The organism is Glaciecola sp. G7-5, from assembly GCF_055808975.1.
Genome location: NZ_CM147892.1, coordinates 2118902 through 2136084, shown reverse-complemented (window position 1 = coordinate 2136084; position 17183 = coordinate 2118902). Strand labels below are relative to the sequence as shown.

Here is a 17183-nt window from a genome sequence, read left to right as displayed (position 1 = left end):
GGCGACCTTAGATAAGTCAGACAATTAATGTACAATTGACGCCTTCAATCTTAGCTTTAAATAGCGTAACTACGTTGTCAATGTGAGCGCACACTTTTTTATAATAACAATAGAGCCCAATACTAACATGAGCCAAAGCAACACATCACTTTTCCTTATTACACTTCTCGCAGCAAAATGGCCACTAAAGGTACTACGTGGCAGTTTGTCTTGCGGTTTTCTAGAAAACAGAAAAGCTAAAGTTAGCTTCATCATGCTTGCTGTTATGGGGCTACTGCTCAGTTGTACAAGTAGCAACGAGGTGAGTCAGTTAAAGTCCAGCAACTATAGCTATCGAGTGAAGTCACTGGTTATGCATTTTACGGCAGTAAATTATCAAGAATCGGTTAATTACCTAGTTAGTGAAGGCGGCGGTGTTAGCTCTCATTATTTAATCCCGATGCAAAATGACCCTAGTTATCCAAAGCGAACGATCGAAGTACTGCAACTAGTGGATGAGAACGAACGTGCCTGGCATGCTGGGCGCAGTTACTGGCAAGGTCGCAGCGGCCTAAATGACTCCTCTATTGGCATTGAAATCGTGAATGTCCCCAAATGTGTTGAGCGCGATGTGCCCGCTGGTTTTATTAAGCCTAAAGCCTTGTGTATTTTTCCTGAGTTTGAAAATAAGCAAATTGAACTGTTAATAAAGCTTTCTCAAGATATTTTGGCGCGCAACCCCGATATTAGCCCAACCGCGGTAATAGGACATTCAGATATAGCCCCCTCTCGTAAAAATGATCCAGGCCCGAGATTTCCATGGCAAAAACTCTATGAAGCCGGTGTAGGCGCTTGGTATGACAACGATACTGTCGCAAAATATTGGCAATTGTTTAATCAACGTGCCCCAAGTATAGGCTTACTACAAAAAGCCTTGAGTACTTATGGTTACGATATAAACGAAACCGGTATACTGGACCGTCAAACGCAAGACGTATTAGGGGCCTTTCAAATGCATTTCGTGCCTTGGCAAGTGAGCTATCAGGCAGAGCACAACACCACAGCGACACTATTTGCCTTGCTCGAGAAATATTTTGAGCCGCAACTTAGCGCATTAATGAGTGAATATGAAAGTGAAGTGCGTTCGGTCGATGACATTGTGCAGCATCAAAGTCAGCTGTTAATGAAATTTTCAGCGACACAAGATGATACGCTGCGACTGTATAATAATAATCGCGCCTCGTTTTTAGCCATTGCAAACAAAGGTAGTATGCAACTTACAAGCGAGGGAATTGAGTCCGCCGATATCTATATTAACGACCAAAAGCTAAACGTAGGCGATGTTTTTCGTCAAGCTAATCAAACAACACAATCGTTTTCAATCGCCAAACGCACGCAAAATGGTATTAACACCATCCGCGTTGAAAATATGCGTAAAAATAGCAATAGCGAAGTGAGTGAAATTAGTATTAGCATTCCCTACCCAAGCCTAGACTCAGAAACCAAAGGCTTCGACTTTTCTAAGCTCGATCAATTTATTCAAAGTGACATCGACAATGGTTTTCCTGGTGCAAGTATTGTGGTTGTGCACAAGGGCCAAATTATTAAACAGCAAGCTTATGGCTACGCTCTTAAATACGATGAAAATGGACAAGTGTTGGCAAACCCGACTCCCATGGATAACGATACCTTGTTTGACCTAGCGTCAAATACGAAAGTATTTGCAACCACGCTTGCAATAATGAAACTGGTGGATGAAGGCAAACTATCTTTGACTACGCCGATTGCTAACTATTTGGCCGAATACCAAGGCGACGGGAGAGACACACGTACCATAGCTGACCTACTCTCACACGCTTCAGGCTATAATAGCGGCGTGCCATTTTTCAAGAGTGACAACCCATTGGGAGAGGCCTTCTTTTCGCAAGACAAAGCACTTACCAGTCAGTTTCTGTTGAATCAAGTTCCCTTTAGTAATGCCCGGCGTAGTAAGCAAAACTACAGTGACACCAACTTCATGATCCTTGGCTTATTAGTAGAACGCATTACCAACATTCCACTCGATCAATACGTAGAAAATGAAATTTATGCGCCTTTGGGCCTTCACAACACCATGTTTGTTCCCTTATCAAAAGGAAAAGTTGCCTCACAATTTGCTGCCACAGAAATTCAAGGGAATACACGTGGCGGACGAATAGATTTTGACAATGTCAGAAACTATGTTTTACAAGGTGAAGTGCACGATGAAAAAGCCTATTACTCGATGCAGGGTGTTGCGGGTCATGCGGGATTATTTTCAACAGCAAAAGAGTTGGCGGTGCTTGCCCAACTGCTTCTTAATGGTGGTGGCTACAACGATGTGCACTTATTTTCACAATATACCTTAAACCGATTTATTCACCCTGAGTTTTTAAGAGATTCAATTGGCCTTGGTTGGCGTTTAGCATCGCCAGAAACGCAGTGGCATTTTGGACCTTATGCAAGTACCAATGCATTTGGACACACTGGATGGACAGGCACAGCGACCCTTATCGACCCTGAGTTAGAATTGGCGATTATATACTTAACAAACAAAAAGCATTCACCTATCAATGAGCAAGATGATGGATTACGGTTTGTTGGAGATGATTACCCTAGCGCACGTTATGGCAACATCATGACACTTGTGTACGAAGCAGTACTGGCACAAACTGCCACAGACAATAAGCATTAAGGAGTACGCCATTGGATTGGTTGAGTATTTTACCCCCACTTGTAGCGATTACGGTTGTACTGTGGAAAAAAGAAGTAATATTGGCTCTACTGCTGTCGATTGTCACCTCTGAGGCCTTACTGCTTTTGAAAGTGCAGGAGCAAAGCATATTATTAACACCTATCAATACCATTGAGCGAATCGTCTCAACCGTGGGTGACGAAGGCAATGCACGTATTCTTTTATTTAGCTTGTTGGTAGGCGCGTTATTAGCTTTCATGCGAGATTCAGGAGGGGTTGCGGCCTTTGTAAATAAACTGGTCTCCTCGGGCATTGCTAAAACAAAACGTCGTGCTGGCAGCATTACTATGCTTACAGGCGTGGCGATTTTTATTGAATCTAATCTAAGTGTGCTTACCGCTGGCATCATGGCGCGTGGCCTATATGATAAATTCAAGATGAGTAGGGCAAGACTTGCTTACGTCATCGACTCCACAAGTGCACCGGTTTGTATTCTTATTTTGTTAAACGGATGGGGCGCATACATTTTAGGCTTACTTAGTGCATACGAGCTAGAAGGCAACCCTCTCATGGTGCTTTGGAATACTCTGCCCTATAACCTGTATGCGTGGTTAACCTTGATTATTGTGGCTTATACTATTTTCGCTGATAAAGTCCATGGCCCCATGAAGGACGCTGAACGTAAATTAGAACGTATAGATACCAAAGTAGAGGTCGCCGCCCCAACCAAAGCAAGGTTTATGCTACTGCCTTTGAGCGTCATGATATTGGGTATGATTGGCTTTATGTTTTGGACGGGTAACGGCGACCTAACGCAAGGTAGCGGCAGTCGGTCAGTACTTTACGCTACCTTTTTAGCTTGCATAGTAGGTTATGCGTTAATAGTCTTTAGTAAGCAAACAAGTCACCAAGGTGCGTTTAAACTTGGTTTTGCTGGGATGAGTGAGCTTCTACCATTGGTAACGATTGTTATGCTATCAATTGGCTTAGGCGCAAGTTTAAAAGTATTGGGGACGGGGGTCTTTGTCTCGGGTCTAGTCGGTGACTATTTACCACTCGTGTTAGTGGTCCCTATGTTGTTTATTGCCGGCGGCATCATTTCATTCACTACAGGCACTTCATGGGGCACCTTTGCGATTCTCATCCCTATTGGTATGCCATTGGTAGAAAGTCTTGGCTTACCCCCAGAACTCGTCTTAGCGGCGATTCTAGGCGGTGGCATTTTTGGCGATCATTGCTCACCCATATCTGACACTACTGCGGTTTCGTCTTTAGCGGCAGGTGTCGATTTGCTCACTCATGTAAAAACCCAACTACCTTATGCACTGGTCACAGGGGCAGTTACAATCATTGGATATATTGCGCTGAGCATAGCGATGCTCTAGAGACTGATGTATTTTTCTTTTGGAAACAAAAAACGGCTAGCACATGCTAGCCGTTTTACATTTTACACATTCCAGAAAGGGATCAGCTATTGAAATGGATCTTAGTTAACTGCGTCTTTAAGTGCTTTACCAGCTTTGAAGCCTGGTACTTTAGCAGCTGCAATTTGAATAGTTGCACCAGTTTGTGGATTTCTACCAGTACGTGCAGCTCTATCTTTTACAGAGAAGGTACCGAAACCAACGAAAGTAACCGCATCGCCTTTAGCTAAAGCAGCAGTGATAGTGTCGGTAATTGCATTAAGTGCATTTCCAGCAGATGCTTTAGATAAGTCTGCTTGTTCAGCGATGGCATTGATTAAATCTTGTTTATTCATAGTTGTTTTTTCTCTTCTTTATGAGGTTTATGTGACTGCAAGTCCTAGCAGTTATGCTTATTAGATGGTATTTACGCCCTAAGATCAATATCTACTCAACTGATATCTCGTAAAATAAGCAAAAAAACCGTAATTTCTATGATTTATGTTGAAAAAACTTGTTCTAAATCATCAAAATACTTAAATTCAAGCGCATTTCCGGCGGGATCAAATAAGAAAAAAGTGCCTTGTTCACCACTTTTTCCTTTAAAACGTACATAGGGGGCAATTTGAAATTCAATATTATTCGCCTCAATTTTATCAATGACTAAACGCCAATTCTGCTCATCTAGCACAATACCAAAATGCGGCACCGGTACCGCTTTTTGATCAACTTCATTGCTTGGTATTCTAGCCGGCATTTTATCGACTAGATGAGTCACGAGTTGATGACCAAAAAAATTCCAGTCAATCCAATGATCGTCACTTCTACCTTTTTCACACCCTAATACACCGCCATAGAAGTGGTCGGCATCATCAAGACTGTCTACCGGAATTGCGAGATGAAATGGACGCAACATTTTTATTTCCCTTGTTAGAAATGGTATTGGTGTTAAAAGACTTGCCGTTTTATTTTAAAAACTTACGCAAGATCCATAATTTAAATCGATTGAAGGGCATGTATCTCAGTGAGTTCTCAAAACTAAAGCTACGTCGTAATATCGATTTTTGATGCGAGAAAGAATCAAAACCAAATTTGCCATGGTAACGTCCCATACCACTAATCCCAATGCCACCAAAAGGAAGTTCAGGGTTTAGCATAAAGACGCAGGTATCATTGATACATATGCTACCGGCACTTATTTGATCGACAAAGCGCTGCTCAAACTCTTTATCATCTGTAAAAACATAGGCCGCTAAGGGTTTAGCCCGCGCTTTAATGAATGACAGCATGTCGCTACGACCGCTAAAACTTAGCACGGGGATAATAGGCCCAAAGATTTCTTCTTGCATTAGAGGGCTATCAGGACTGGGATTTAAAACGATAGTCGGTGCAATAAATTTTTGCTCGATATCATACTCACCACCAAACACAATATTTTGGTCTTTTAAGTAACCAACTAGGCGCTCGCAGTGCTTCTGATTAATAATACGCCCGTAGGATTTGTTTTTAACAACATTCTTTTTGTATTGTTTGATAATGACTTTTTTAAGAGCATCTATCACGTTGTCTAGATTACTCTGATGCACCATCAAATAGTCGGGTGCGATACAGGTTTGCCCTGCATTCATTAACTTACCCCACACTATCCTATTACAAGCAGTTTCCAGGTTGATGTTTTTATCTACAATGCAAGGGCTTTTACCACCTAACTCTAGCGTGACTGGCGTGAGATGGTGGGCCGCTGCCTTCATGACAATTTTGCCAACGGTTTCGCCACCTGTATAAAATATTTTGTCAAAGGGCAAAGCAAGAAGTGCGCTCGTAGGCTCTTTCCCACCTTCCACTACGCCCACGGCATTCATATCTAAGTATTTAGGTAACAAAGTAGCGATTAGGGAAGACGTTGTTGGTGCTAACTCTGATGGTTTGACTATTACGCAGTTGCCAGCACTTATCGCAGCCAGCATCGGACTCAAAGATAATTGAAAGGGATAATTCCATGCGCCAATAACCAAACATGTGCCTAAGGCTTCAGGCTTAATAAAACTTTTACCCGGTGCGGCGAGCATAGGTGTACCCACCGATTTTGCTTTCATCCATTTCTCGACATTCTTAAGTAGATGTTTTACGTCTTTTATCAAATAGCCGACTTCAGTTATAAATGCTTCTTCTGATGATTTATGTAAATCTTGTTGCAAAGCTGCACAAATAGACTTTTCTTCGGCTTTCAGCATCTGCAAAAACGCATTTAATTGGCGCTTTCTCCAAGCCAGACTTTTTGTCGCGCCAGAACAAAAATAAGCGTCTAATTTACTTTTTAGCTCCACAATAGGCCCTATGCCTTGTAGTACTTCGCCACTTGCGCTCTTTTGTTCTTGCGTTAAATTTGAAACAGCTGCTATTTTTTGTGACATAAGTGCATTACTCCATCCCGAAGATTGGCCTCGATACTAGCAAATACTTGTTGGATTTTCGACAATAAAAAAGCCTGCTAAAACGCCTTGGCGCTTTGATGCAGACTTTTTCAGCGATAGCTTTTAGTATTAAACTGAGTAAGGGTCTCTAAGTACCATTGTATGAGCCCTGTCAGGGCCGGTTGAAATTATATCTACCGGCACACCACTTAGGGTCTCTATTCTCTTAATATAATCTTGTGCGGCTTTAGGTAATCCCTCTATCGTTGTCACGCCATAGGTGTTTTCGCTCCATCCCGGCATATCTTCATACACTGGTGTAATCGCTTCGTAGCCTTCTGCGGCAAGTGGAGGCACTGTACTTACATTACCTTGAGCGTCTTTATATCCAACGCAAATACGTAAGGTCTCAAGACCGTCAAGTACATCAAGTTTGGTTAAGCAGAAACCGGTGATTGAATTTAACTGAACAGCACGTTTGATGGCAACCGCATCAAACCAACCGGTGCGGCGCTTTCGACCTGTTGTAGCGCCAAATTCATGCCCTTTCACACCCAAGTGCTGCCCTACTTCGCAATCTAATTCAGTTGGAAACGGTCCAGAACCGACACGCGTAGTATAGGCTTTTACGATGCCTAAAACATAGTCTAAATGCAGTGGACCAAAGCCGGCACCCGTGGCAACACCACCAACCGTCGTATTTGACGAGGTCACATAAGGATAGGTGCCGTGGTCGATATCAAGCAAGGTGCCTTGTGCGCCTTCAAACATAATAGGCTGACCATTTAGCCGTGCATTTTCAAGCAACTCAGTTACATCTACAACCATCGACTTAAGTAAGTCAGCCACAGATAATGCGTCTTTAAGTACTGTATCGAAATCAAGGGCCTCGGCTTTGTAGTATTCAGTCAGCATGAAATTATGGTATTCCATGACTTCTTTTAACTTAAGCGCAAAGTCTTGGGCGTTAAACAAATCACCTACACGTAATCCACGTCTAGAGATTTTGTCCTCATAAGCAGGACCAATGCCACGGCCGGTTGTACCAATCGCTTTGTCGCCACGGGCGGTTTCGCGCGCGGCGTCAAGTGCAATGTGGAAAGGTAAAATTAAAGGGCAAGCCTCGCTTATTTTTAAACGCTCTTTAACAGGTACACCCTTGTCTTCGAGCATCTTCATTTCTTTTAATAAGGCTTCAGGGCTTAAGACCACGCCGTTTCCAATCACGCACGTTACTTTACTACGTAAAATACCTGAAGGGATTAAATGAAGAACGGTTTTCTCACCGTCAATAACGAGAGTGTGGCCAGCATTGTGACCACCTTGATATCTAACAACATAAGAGACCCGCTCAGTTAACAAGTCAACTACTTTTCCTTTGCCTTCGTCACCCCATTGGGTGCCAAGTACAACAACATTTTTAGCCATGATTACGAACAATAATTAAATTAGGCCGCGATTTTAGCAAAAAAATATTGTCTAGCATCTATATTTAGCCAATAAGATCATCCCTTTTAGTATAAGAGGCTATATAACTTGCGCCTAAAGGCTGACTTTAAAGGATCGCCGTCGCCTAGTGCGTTTATCATATCGAGCATGGTTTTCTTTGCATCACCAAAACTAATGTCTTTTTGGACTACTTCAAACAATAAACTAAGTGCTTCTTCAGACCTATGCGCTTGTTGTAACTGCACTGCTAATTCGACTTTTATTGCGAGGTCGTCTGGAGATTGTGCGTGCTTTTCTTGAAGTTCTAATAGTTCAGGGGATTCTGACGCTTTCTCTGCTAATTCAATTTTACCTACCACTGCATGGTACTCTGCATGCTGGTCAACTAAACCAACTGTACTAATCAAGGTTTTTGCCTGCTCTAGATTTGCAGTTTCAACACACGCATCAGCATAAGCTATTTTGATATCAGCTCGGGAGTCATTAATTTCATAGGCTTGTTTTAGGACCCCAAACGCTTGCTGGTAGTCACTTTGAGCAATAAATGCCAGACCTTGATTGAAGAGTTCATCTTCTGGCTTTGGTAAGTAATTGGCAAATGTAGCTTGTAATTGCGTTTCATCTTGCGGACCAGCGAAACCATCAACTGGCTGGCCATCCTTGACTAAAATTGTTGTAGGTAGGCCCTTTACCCCAAATTGCTGAACGATTTCAGCTTGCTCTTCGCAGTTGACAGTTGCGAGTAAGATATCAGTAGGGTATTGGCTAACAAAACGATTCATCACGTCTAGTTGCGCAAGTGAAGGTTCATCCCACTGTGCCCAGAAATAAACCACAACAAGTCGTTGAGTAGACTCCTCGGTCATAATTGGACGAAAATTTTCTAAAGTAAGTGCAACGGTGTTTTGATTCATATTATTTTTATTTCTGTTTATCGCGTATGAAGGTAGTATGGCGTCTAGAATTGCTTTTTCAATATATTTAACTAAATAATAGCTTTGCTGACGTTGAGCGCGATATGCAAGAATATGATGTCTAGCTTAGGTCAATAAAAATAACTAGTACAATCGAAGGTATTAATATTATGAGCGAAACAAGATTTAGCAGCTTTTCTGAGTTCTATCCATATTATTTAAGCGAGCACGCAAACTCAACCTGTCGCTTATTACATTTTATTGGTTCATCTTTAATACTCGCACTTATTGGCTTTGTGATTATTACTCAACAATACGTGCTTTTATGGGCAGCCCCAGTCATAGGATATGGTTTTGCTTGGGTTGGACATTTTTACTACGAGCATAACAAACCAGCCACGTTTAAATATCCACTTTACAGCTTAATGGGCGACTGGGTGATGTTTAAGGATATACTCGTTGGTAAAGTATCGTTGTCGGGTGAGTCACCAACAAGCAAATAAGCCACCAAGAACGTCGTTAAAAAACGCCAGAAACGTCGTTCCCTCAAAGGCGGGAACCTCCTTCGAACGCAGTAAAATCAGATAGTTAGAGGATATGTTAGCAGATTCCCGCCTCCGCGGGAACGACGCTTGTGATGAGTTTTTACTGAATTGCTCTTAGCATCCAAGCTGTTTTCTCATGCACGCGCATGCGATCAGATACCAAGGCAGATGTAGACTCATCGTCCGCTTGTTGTGATAATTTCAGTACATCTCTACAAGTCTTAACAACGGCTTCATGTCCTTGCAATAATAAACTTACCATTTCAGACGCCGCTGGCACACCATCAACTTCTTTAATACTGCTTAATTCGGCAAACGCTTTATAAGTACCAGGAGCAACCACATCCAAGGTTCTAATGCGTTCTGCAATATCATCAACCGCGACGGCAAGCTCAGTGTAATGTTCTTCAAACATTAAGTGCAGCTCTCTAAACTGTGGTCCTGTTACATTCCAATGAAAATTATGGGTCTGTAAGTAAAGCGTATATGAGTCAGCGAGTAACTTTTTTAAACCATCAGCAATTTCGTTACGATCAGTCTCGTTAATTCCAATATCTATAGTTGACATAAATCCCTCTTTCGTTTGTGATTAAAGAAAAAATAAGCTTGAATATTCGCAGATTAAAGCCGCGCACCTTATTTAATTAGGAAGCGCCTTAATTGCGTTTATCTAGTATGGGAAATACCTTTGTTAAAGATGAGCCATCCTCAAAATGCAAATCAATGCTGATTGACTCACCTTTATTCAATGGGCCCGTTAACCCCATAATCATTATATGCATCCCGCCGGGGGATAATTCAACCGTAGCATTGGCTTTTATTTTTATGCCGTCCTCGAGTTCTTGCATTTGCATCATGTTGTCCTCCATTATTGTGTGATGGAGTTCAGTTGTCATTGCAATACTATCTGAGACAGATACTGACGATAAAACAACAACAGTGTTGCTGTTATTAGTAATTGACATGTAAGCTGCACCCGTCTTAGCTAGCGCAAAGGTGGCACGCGCCCATGGTTCATCAATGCTCACCAAACTCGCCATAGATTCATCAGAAGACTCATTGTGGCTGCCGGCCTTTGCATCTGAGAGCGTAAATAGAAACAGCGCCAATATGGCTAAAACACATAAACCTGAGGTCAGTAGCGAAAGCAAAGTCGATTTAATATTGGTAGTCATAAAAATTCCTTATTACGTTCATATGATTAGTCGTAGGGAGAGCAAAAATACACCGCACTGCTTTTACGTGCAAAATAAGTGAATCGACCATACATTATCTAAGTATAAGACTTGCTGTATGGCCTTATTGTTTGTCGTTAAGCCTCTTGCAGGCGCTTGGCCTCAGCGGCTAAAAGTGGGAAGGAAGCTTCTGGTAGGTGCGCCATTAGGTTATTTAGCTTCTCACCAAGTTCAGTATAGTTACAGGCTACCACATTAATATGCCCCATTTTACGCTTCTCTCTGAGTGTTTTACCATACCAATGTAGATGACAGCCTTCAATAGAAATCAGGTCTCGGCTAAAGCTTGTACATCCAATAATATTGACCATGGCTGTTACTTGCGATGTTGCGGTACTGCCTAACCCAAAGCCTAAAACTGCACGAATGTGTTGTTCAAACTGACAGGTGTCCGCGCCGTCTTGCGTCCAATGACCAGAGTTGTGAACGCGCGGAGCAATTTCATTGACGAGTAAATCATCACCAATTTGAAATAGCTCTACTGCTAATACACCAACGTACTCTAAGCCGTTTGCAATATCAGTGAATATTTTAGTAGCTCTGCTTAACACCGCATCACTCACATTTTTCGCAGGTGCGACCGATACGTGTAATTGACCTTCGAAATGCAGGTTTTCAGCAATTTCATAACAACGGATATTACCTTTCGCGTCACGTGCGCCAACGATGGAAATTTCTCGATCGAAAAAGGACATTTTTTCGGCCACTAAAGGCACTTTTTGTAAATCTAGTTTTGCAAAGGCTTCTTTTAAACTGCTAATGTCTTTACTAGATTGCATTCTCCACTGGCCATATCCGTCATAGCCATCACGACTGGCTTTAAAAATTATTTTTTCACCAAGTTGAGTAGTAATGTCATCAAGTAGATCTAATGAGTCAACGATGAGATGTTCGCAATTTGCTACATGATGTTTATTTAACAAATGTTTTTCACGCACGCGATCTGCACCGGCCATAATCGATTGTAAGTTTGGCTTCAACTTGCTGCTTTGTTCAACAATTGAAAGCAAAGGCTCCGGTATGTGTTCAAACTCAACGGTTATCGCATCCGCCTCTTCAATAGCGGTATTTAAGTCAAAATCATGTTTCAGTTTGCTAACAGGATTAACAATCGCATTGTCTTTAACATCAACCGCCAGTACTTCTACACCTAAAGGTGCTGCGGCTAAATACATCATTTGCGCTAGTTGCCCGGCGCCAAGAACGAGTACTTTCATTCAAGCTCCAAGGTTTGATTAACAAGTACGGTTTGTGTTTGTTTATCTCGAAAGGCGACAATGTTGTCTCGTACTTCTTTATTTTGTAGAGCGATTATTTGAGCTGCCAACAAACCCGCATTTGCAGCCCCAGCTTCACCTATGGCTAAGGTACCCACCGCAACGCCTTTCGGCATTTGAACAATAGATAATAGCGAATCAAGACCGCTTAATTGGCTAGATCGTACTGGGCAACCTAACACGGGTAAGTGTGTGTGTGCGGCAATCATGCCGGGTAAGTGAGCCGCACCGCCAGCACCAGCAATAATCACTTGAATGCCTTTTTCTTCGGCACTTTTCGAAAACTCTACAAGTAAGTCAGGTGTTCTGTGGGCTGAAACAACTTTCGCGTCAAACTCTACACCAAGCTCTTTTAGCATCAGCGCGGCCTTTTGCATCGTCGGCCAATCTGACTGTGAACCCATAACAATTGCTACTTGCGCCATCGAAAACTCTCTTTATAAAATGAATGATCTACACCATAGAAACTTTGCTATGGCATTTGTGGGAATAACGGAAGAGCGAGATTATACGAGAAACCACAAAAAAGAGCGACCCTTGCTGCCCTTTTTTATTTTAGGCCGTAAATATAGTGCCTTAGTTAAGGACAAATGTAGCGCTTAAGCCTAATCGCAGCAAAAGATGTTATCTTATATGGGCATTGCAAACTTAAATATCGAGCAATTAAATGAAAAAGCTTCTCACAATTACAGCATTGCTAGCTATCTTAATTCCTCTGTTGATGTATTTAGTATCACCAGTTAACCCAGTGCTCTGGCGCCCTGATATGCTGTCTTCGTTTACCGGCAGCCTAGCACGCAATAGCGAGTTAGATGCGGCAACGATTCTCACCAGCGGTATTGACGGTCCAGAAGACCTTATCATTAGTAACAATAATTGGTTATACACAGGGCTTAGCGATGGGCGAATCGTAAGATTCCCGCTTGATGAGCCTGATAATGTAGAAGAATATGTAAACACTGGTGGTAGACCACTGGGTTTACGTTTTGACTCACAAGGCAATTTAATCGTTGCTGATGCGCTTAAAGGGCTCATAAAAATTGATGATACACGCAAGATTACAATATTAGTCGATAGCTTTGAGAACAAGCCACTATTGTTAGTAGACCACCTTGCCATTGCACAAAATGGCGATATATACTTTTCTGACGCTAGTATGAAGTTTGGTTTAGACAACTACCTTTATGATTTCATCGAAGCTAGCGCAACAGGTAGAATTTTCAGATATTCGCCTTCAAGCAAAACAACTGAGCTACTTATAGAAAATTTATTTTTTAGCAACGGCGTTGTAGTCGGACCTAATGATGAGTTTATCATCGTGTCTGAAACGGGACGTTCAAGACTGTTAAAATACTACTTAACGGGCCCCAAAAAAGGGCAACAGGAAGTATTTCTAGACGCCTTACCGGCAATGCCCGACAACTTGTATTTAGACAAACATAATACCATTTGGGTGGCGTTAATTGCCCTGCGTGATTGGCGAGTTGAAAAACTAGCCTCAATCCCTACTTTGCGCCGTATTATTGGTGCTATACCTGCAAATAGATTAAAGCAAGAAAGTCACTATGGTTTTGTTATTGGTGTCGATTTATCGGGCAAAATTATACATAACTATCAAACGACCAGCGCCTTTACTAATATTAGCGGGGTAACAGAACATGAAGGAAAGCTATATTTAGGTGCCCTTAATGGCAATGCCGTTGCTGTGTTCGATTATCCTAACTAAGCTTCTGAGCATCTACTAAAACTTAGCGACACCTAAAAAGCAAAAAGGAGCGCGTTTCGCTGCTCCTTATTAATCAATTTTTTCTTATTTTCGCCTACGCTTTTTTAGCCTTTTTGACGTTTCATGCTGTCAAAGAACTCATCGTTTGTTTTGGTCATAGACAAGCGGCTAATCAAAAACTCCATTGAATCTATTTCTGACATTTCATGCACTATCTTGCGCAGTATCCACATTTTTTGGAGTTCGTCTTTGGTGGTAAGTAGTTCTTCACGACGTGTACCAGAGCGGTTAATGTCGATTGCTGGGAATACGCGTTTCTCGGCAATTTTACGGTTTAGATGCAATTCCATATTACCCGTACCTTTAAACTCCTCATAGATGACTTCATCCATTTTAGAGCCGGTATCAATTAGCGCCGTGGCAACAATGGTCAAACTACCGCCCTCTTCCACGTTACGTGCTGCACCAAAGAACCGTTTAGGTTTATGCAAGGCATTTGCATCAACACCACCGGTAAGTACCTTCCCCGATGAAGGGATAACTGTGTTATAAGCTCGCGCTAAACGTGTGATTGAGTCGAGTAAAATAACCACATCTTTTTTATGTTCTACTAAACGCTTAGCTTTTTCAATGACCATTTCCGCAACTTGAACATGTCGACTGGCAGGTTCATCGAAGGTAGAAGCAATCACTTCTCCTTGCACCAAACGCTGCATTTCTGTTACTTCTTCTGGGCGTTCGTCAATTAACAATACCATTAGCACACATTCTGGATGATTTGCGGCAATAGATTGAGCAATATTTTGTAGTAATAAGGTTTTACCCGCTTTTGGCGGCGCAACAATCAAACCACGTTGGCCACGTCCAATCGGAGAAGCTAAATCGAGTACTCGTGCAGTAATATCTTCTGTACTGCCGTTACCTCGCTCCATGCGCAAACGTTCGTTCGCGTGCAAAGGCGTAAGGTTTTCAAATAATATTTTGTTACGTGAGTTTTCTGGCTTATCAAAATTGACTTCACGTATTTTAAGTAAAGCAAAATAACGCTCACTGTCTTTAGGTGGTCTTATTTTGCCTGAAATAGTATCGCCAGTGCGCAGGTTAAAGCGTCTTATTTGACTTGGAGAAACATAGATGTCGTCAGGCCCGGCCAAGTAGGAAGAATCACTTGAGCGCAAAAACCCAAAGCCATCTTGGAGTATTTCAAGGGCACCATCACCAAAAATATCTTCACCGCCTTTGGCGTGAGATTTTAAAATTGAGAAAATGATGTCTTGTTTGCGGGCGCGGGCTAGGTTTTCTAAACCCATGGTTTCAGCTAATGCTACTAATTCGCTGATAGGTTTACTTTTTAAATCAGTTAAATTCATATTGGGGGGTCTGTTTTTGTTTTTACGAGTTGTCAAATTTATAAAATTAGGGCCGTTGTCACATCTTTATTAAGGAATATGTATAGTAACGATTGCTTGAAAAAGATGTTACTCAAGTGCCAACTTTAGCTAGTTTGCATACGTGATATCTGTCTTTTTTGATGCCTTCGCACATAGCTGTGTAACAAGAACTTATAAGGTAATGGTATTTATCAACAACATATAACGTAAGACGTTTAGGTTGTATAACAAAGCTATGCCATAGTAAAAGGTGAATCTTCGTCATGCTATGCACGATGTCAGACATATATCGCTGGTGAGTTAACTAAAAGTAACACTTAAATTAAATATCGTCCAGTTTTTTGTATGCATTAGCCATATTAGCTAAAAAGGTGGACAAAAACAGGCAAACAAGGTGCTTGCCCGTTTTTATTTTTTTATATGTGCTCGTCAAGAAACTCTTTCAATTGAGACTTAGAAACCGCACCGACCTTAGTCGCAGCGAGCGCTCCGTCTTTAAAAAGGAGCAACGCAGGAATACTACGAATACTATATTTAGGGGGAGTTTCGTTATTTTCTTCGACATTTAGCTTACCAACTGTTAACTTCCCCTCGTAGTCGTTCGCTATTTCTTCTAGAATAGGGGCGATCATTTTACAGGGGCCGCACCATTCTGCCCAGAAATCAACTAACACAGGACCTGACGCTTTAATTACATCGGCTTCGAATTTTTCGTCTGATAATACGAGAATTTTATCGCTCATTCTTTTCTCCGGTTTAGGAATTGTTGCTGATTACTTTCAGCATTGTCTACAGTGTGATACAGAAGTCGTTTTTAATGCAAGCATCGAAAAGCTATAAGCTATGCCACAAACACATTTAACTGATACGCTATTTTCTTCACTTTCGATTCATCCGCAAGTACAAGCGGGTTTAGATGAGGCTGGTTTTACCCAGTGCACACCTATTCAATCGATGAGTTTACCTCAATTGCTTGCTGGTAGTGATATTGCCGGTCAAGCCCAAACTGGTACGGGTAAAACCATTACCTTTTTGGTCGCAACCTTTCACTACTTACTCACAAACCCTCAAAGTGACAAAGGTACTAGCCCTCGCGCTATTATTATGGCACCAACTCGTGAGTTAGCGGTACAAATATTTAATGACGCAGAGCTACTCAGTAAACATACTGGACTGTCTGTTGCTGCTATTTATGGTGGCGAAGGTTACGAAAGTCAACGCCAACAGCTAGAAAAAGGGGTAGATATTTTAATTGGCACCTGCGGCCGTATCATCGATTACTACAAACAAGACGTATTTAATCTAAAAAATATCCAAGTAGCCGTGCTCGATGAAGCGGATAGAATGTTCGATTTAGGCTTTATTAAAGACATCCGTTACATGTTTAACCGCATGCCTGAGCCAACGAAGCGCTTAAGTATGTTATTTTCTGCAACCTTAAGTTTCAGAGTACAAGAACTCGCGTATGAGCATATGAACAACCCTATTCATGTTCAGGTTGCGCCCGAAACTAAAACAGGTGTTGGCATCAGCGAAGAGCTTTTTTATCCCAGTAACGAAGATAAAGCCTTATTATTGCTTACCCTAATAGAAGAAGAGTGGCCTGACAAAGCCATCGTATTTGCCAATACGAAACACGATTGCGACAAAGTTGCAGCCTGGCTAATTGCCGATGGTCACCGCGTAGGCCTATTAAGTGGCGATGTACAACAGAAAAAACGTCTTACTATTCTTGAAGACTTCACCAGTGGCGCACTCGACATATTAGTGGCAACAGATGTTGCAGCCCGTGGACTGCATATTGAGAAAGTAACCCACGTGTTTAATTACGACCTGCCTGATGACGCAGAAGATTACGTACATCGCATTGGTCGTACTGGTCGTGCTGGAGAAACCGGTAAAGCGATTAGTTTTGCATGTGAGCGTTACGCACAAAACTTACCTGCAATAGAAACCTATATTGGACATGACATACTAGTAACAGACTATAATCCGTTAAACTTATTGGATGATGTCCCAACGCCCAAATTTCAGCGCAGACCGCCTGCACGGGGTCGCAGTAATACGCGCGGCGGACCTCGAAAAGACAACCGCCAAGGTAAGGGCCCATCACGCGGCCCAAGAAAAAAGCCTTAAT

16 protein-coding genes are annotated in these 17183 nt (G+C 42.0%); 5 read left to right on the top strand and 11 right to left on the bottom strand.

Features of this window, described 5'->3' with window-relative positions:
* The first annotated feature begins 127 nt into the window (after positions 1-127).
* Together pbp4b and AC0L6H_RS09285 are read left to right on the top strand one after the other, a co-directional pair.
* Positions 128-2692 (top strand): penicillin binding protein PBP4B, encoded by a 2565-nt coding sequence (pbp4b, locus tag AC0L6H_RS09290; RefSeq protein ID WP_473393958.1) that lies wholly within the window; start codon positions 128-130, stop codon positions 2690-2692.
* An 11-nt stretch (positions 2693-2703) separates the two neighbouring features.
* Positions 2704-4077 (top strand): Na+/H+ antiporter NhaC family protein, encoded by a 1374-nt coding sequence (locus AC0L6H_RS09285; RefSeq protein ID WP_473393957.1) that lies wholly within the window; start codon positions 2704-2706, stop codon positions 4075-4077.
* A gap of 101 nt (positions 4078-4178) precedes the next feature.
* On the opposite strand, the gene AC0L6H_RS09280 is transcribed toward AC0L6H_RS09285, so the two are convergent.
* From AC0L6H_RS09280 to AC0L6H_RS09260, 5 genes are all read right to left on the bottom strand, one after another.
* Positions 4179-4451, bottom strand: a complete 273-nt coding sequence (locus AC0L6H_RS09280; RefSeq protein ID WP_473393956.1) for an HU family DNA-binding protein — start codon at positions 4449-4451, stop codon at positions 4179-4181.
* A 143-nt stretch (positions 4452-4594) separates the two neighbouring features.
* Positions 4595-5011 carry a VOC family protein gene (locus AC0L6H_RS09275; RefSeq protein ID WP_473393955.1) on the bottom strand — a complete coding sequence of 139 codons (417 nt, stop codon included), beginning with the start codon at positions 5009-5011 and terminating at the stop codon, positions 4595-4597.
* A gap of 49 nt (positions 5012-5060) precedes the next feature.
* Positions 5061-6509 (bottom strand): aldehyde dehydrogenase family protein, encoded by a 1449-nt coding sequence (locus AC0L6H_RS09270; protein ID WP_473393953.1) that lies wholly within the window; start codon positions 6507-6509, stop codon positions 5061-5063.
* Between the two features lie 129 nt (positions 6510-6638).
* On the bottom strand, positions 6639-7937 hold the full coding sequence (locus tag AC0L6H_RS09265; protein WP_473393952.1) for an adenylosuccinate synthase: 1299 nt from the start codon (positions 7935-7937) through the stop codon (positions 6639-6641).
* A gap of 86 nt (positions 7938-8023) precedes the next feature.
* Positions 8024-8872, bottom strand: a complete 849-nt coding sequence (locus AC0L6H_RS09260) for a tetratricopeptide repeat protein (protein ID WP_473393951.1) — start codon at positions 8870-8872, stop codon at positions 8024-8026.
* Between the two features lie 170 nt (positions 8873-9042).
* On the opposite strand from AC0L6H_RS09260, the gene AC0L6H_RS09255 reads away from it, so the two are divergent.
* Positions 9043-9375, top strand: a complete 333-nt coding sequence (locus tag AC0L6H_RS09255) for an Mpo1-like protein (protein WP_473393949.1) — start codon at positions 9043-9045, stop codon at positions 9373-9375.
* Between the two features lie 142 nt (positions 9376-9517).
* Here AC0L6H_RS09255 and AC0L6H_RS09250 read toward each other — a convergent pair whose 3' ends face one another.
* The 4 genes from AC0L6H_RS09250 to purE form a co-directional block, all read right to left on the bottom strand.
* A complete protein-coding gene (locus AC0L6H_RS09250; protein ID WP_473393948.1) occupies positions 9518-9985 on the bottom strand; it encodes a Dps family protein in 468 nt (155 codons plus the stop codon).
* Positions 9986-10073: 88 nt separating this feature from the next.
* Entirely contained in the window at positions 10074-10592 is a 519-nt protein-coding gene (locus AC0L6H_RS09245; RefSeq protein WP_473393947.1) for a copper chaperone PCu(A)C, read from the bottom strand.
* Between the two features lie 137 nt (positions 10593-10729).
* A complete protein-coding gene (locus AC0L6H_RS09240; protein WP_473393945.1) occupies positions 10730-11869 on the bottom strand; it encodes a 5-(carboxyamino)imidazole ribonucleotide synthase in 1140 nt (379 codons plus the stop codon).
* Entirely contained in the window at positions 11866-12354 is a 489-nt protein-coding gene (purE, locus tag AC0L6H_RS09235; protein ID WP_473393943.1) for a 5-(carboxyamino)imidazole ribonucleotide mutase, read from the bottom strand. The genes AC0L6H_RS09240 and purE overlap by 4 nt, the downstream gene beginning before the upstream one ends.
* 242 nt (positions 12355-12596) lie before the next feature.
* Here purE and AC0L6H_RS09230 point away from each other — a divergent pair, with 242 nt between their 5' ends.
* Positions 12597-13655 (top strand): SMP-30/gluconolactonase/LRE family protein, encoded by a 1059-nt coding sequence (locus tag AC0L6H_RS09230; RefSeq protein WP_473393942.1) that lies wholly within the window; start codon positions 12597-12599, stop codon positions 13653-13655.
* A gap of 104 nt (positions 13656-13759) precedes the next feature.
* Here AC0L6H_RS09230 and rho read toward each other — a convergent pair whose 3' ends face one another.
* Together rho and trxA are read right to left on the bottom strand one after the other, a co-directional pair.
* Positions 13760-15025 (bottom strand): transcription termination factor Rho, encoded by a 1266-nt coding sequence (gene rho, locus AC0L6H_RS09225; RefSeq protein ID WP_473393941.1) that lies wholly within the window; start codon positions 15023-15025, stop codon positions 13760-13762.
* A 437-nt stretch (positions 15026-15462) separates the two neighbouring features.
* A complete protein-coding gene (gene trxA, locus AC0L6H_RS09220) occupies positions 15463-15789 on the bottom strand; it encodes a thioredoxin TrxA (RefSeq protein WP_473393940.1) in 327 nt (108 codons plus the stop codon).
* A 100-nt stretch (positions 15790-15889) separates the two neighbouring features.
* Here trxA and rhlB point away from each other — a divergent pair, with 100 nt between their 5' ends.
* Positions 15890-17182, top strand: coding sequence for an ATP-dependent RNA helicase RhlB (gene rhlB / locus AC0L6H_RS09215; RefSeq protein ID WP_473393939.1), 1293 nt, complete (start codon positions 15890-15892; stop codon positions 17180-17182).
* The last annotated feature ends 1 nt before the right edge of the window (position 17183 follow it).

What these genes read in the sequence shown, in the direction of transcription:
- pbp4b (WP_473393958.1), top strand. Translation starts at nt 128, where the DNA reads ATGAGCCAAAGCAACACATCACTTTTCCTTATTACACTTCTCGCAGCA.
- AC0L6H_RS09280 (WP_473393956.1), bottom strand. Translation starts at nt 4,451, where the DNA reads ATGAATAAACAAGATTTAATCAATGCCATCGCTGAACAAGCAGACTTA.
- AC0L6H_RS09275 (WP_473393955.1), bottom strand. Translation starts at nt 5,011, where the DNA reads ATGTTGCGTCCATTTCATCTCGCAATTCCGGTAGACAGTCTTGATGAT.
- AC0L6H_RS09270 (WP_473393953.1), bottom strand. Translation starts at nt 6,509, where the DNA reads ATGTCACAAAAAATAGCAGCTGTTTCAAATTTAACGCAAGAACAAAAG.
- AC0L6H_RS09265 (WP_473393952.1), bottom strand. Translation starts at nt 7,937, where the DNA reads ATGGCTAAAAATGTTGTTGTACTTGGCACCCAATGGGGTGACGAAGGC.
- AC0L6H_RS09260 (WP_473393951.1), bottom strand. Translation starts at nt 8,872, where the DNA reads ATGAATCAAAACACCGTTGCACTTACTTTAGAAAATTTTCGTCCAATT.
- AC0L6H_RS09255 (WP_473393949.1), top strand. Translation starts at nt 9,043, where the DNA reads ATGAGCGAAACAAGATTTAGCAGCTTTTCTGAGTTCTATCCATATTAT.
- AC0L6H_RS09250 (WP_473393948.1), bottom strand. Translation starts at nt 9,985, where the DNA reads ATGTCAACTATAGATATTGGAATTAACGAGACTGATCGTAACGAAATT.
- AC0L6H_RS09245 (WP_473393947.1), bottom strand. Translation starts at nt 10,592, where the DNA reads ATGACTACCAATATTAAATCGACTTTGCTTTCGCTACTGACCTCAGGT.
- AC0L6H_RS09240 (WP_473393945.1), bottom strand. Translation starts at nt 11,869, where the DNA reads ATGAAAGTACTCGTTCTTGGCGCCGGGCAACTAGCGCAAATGATGTAT.
- purE (WP_473393943.1), bottom strand. Translation starts at nt 12,354, where the DNA reads ATGGCGCAAGTAGCAATTGTTATGGGTTCACAGTCAGATTGGCCGACG.
- AC0L6H_RS09230 (WP_473393942.1), top strand. Translation starts at nt 12,597, where the DNA reads ATGAAAAAGCTTCTCACAATTACAGCATTGCTAGCTATCTTAATTCCT.
- rho (WP_473393941.1), bottom strand. Translation starts at nt 15,025, where the DNA reads ATGAATTTAACTGATTTAAAAAGTAAACCTATCAGCGAATTAGTAGCA.
- trxA (WP_473393940.1), bottom strand. Translation starts at nt 15,789, where the DNA reads ATGAGCGATAAAATTCTCGTATTATCAGACGAAAAATTCGAAGCCGAT.
- rhlB (WP_473393939.1), top strand. Translation starts at nt 15,890, where the DNA reads ATGCCACAAACACATTTAACTGATACGCTATTTTCTTCACTTTCGATT.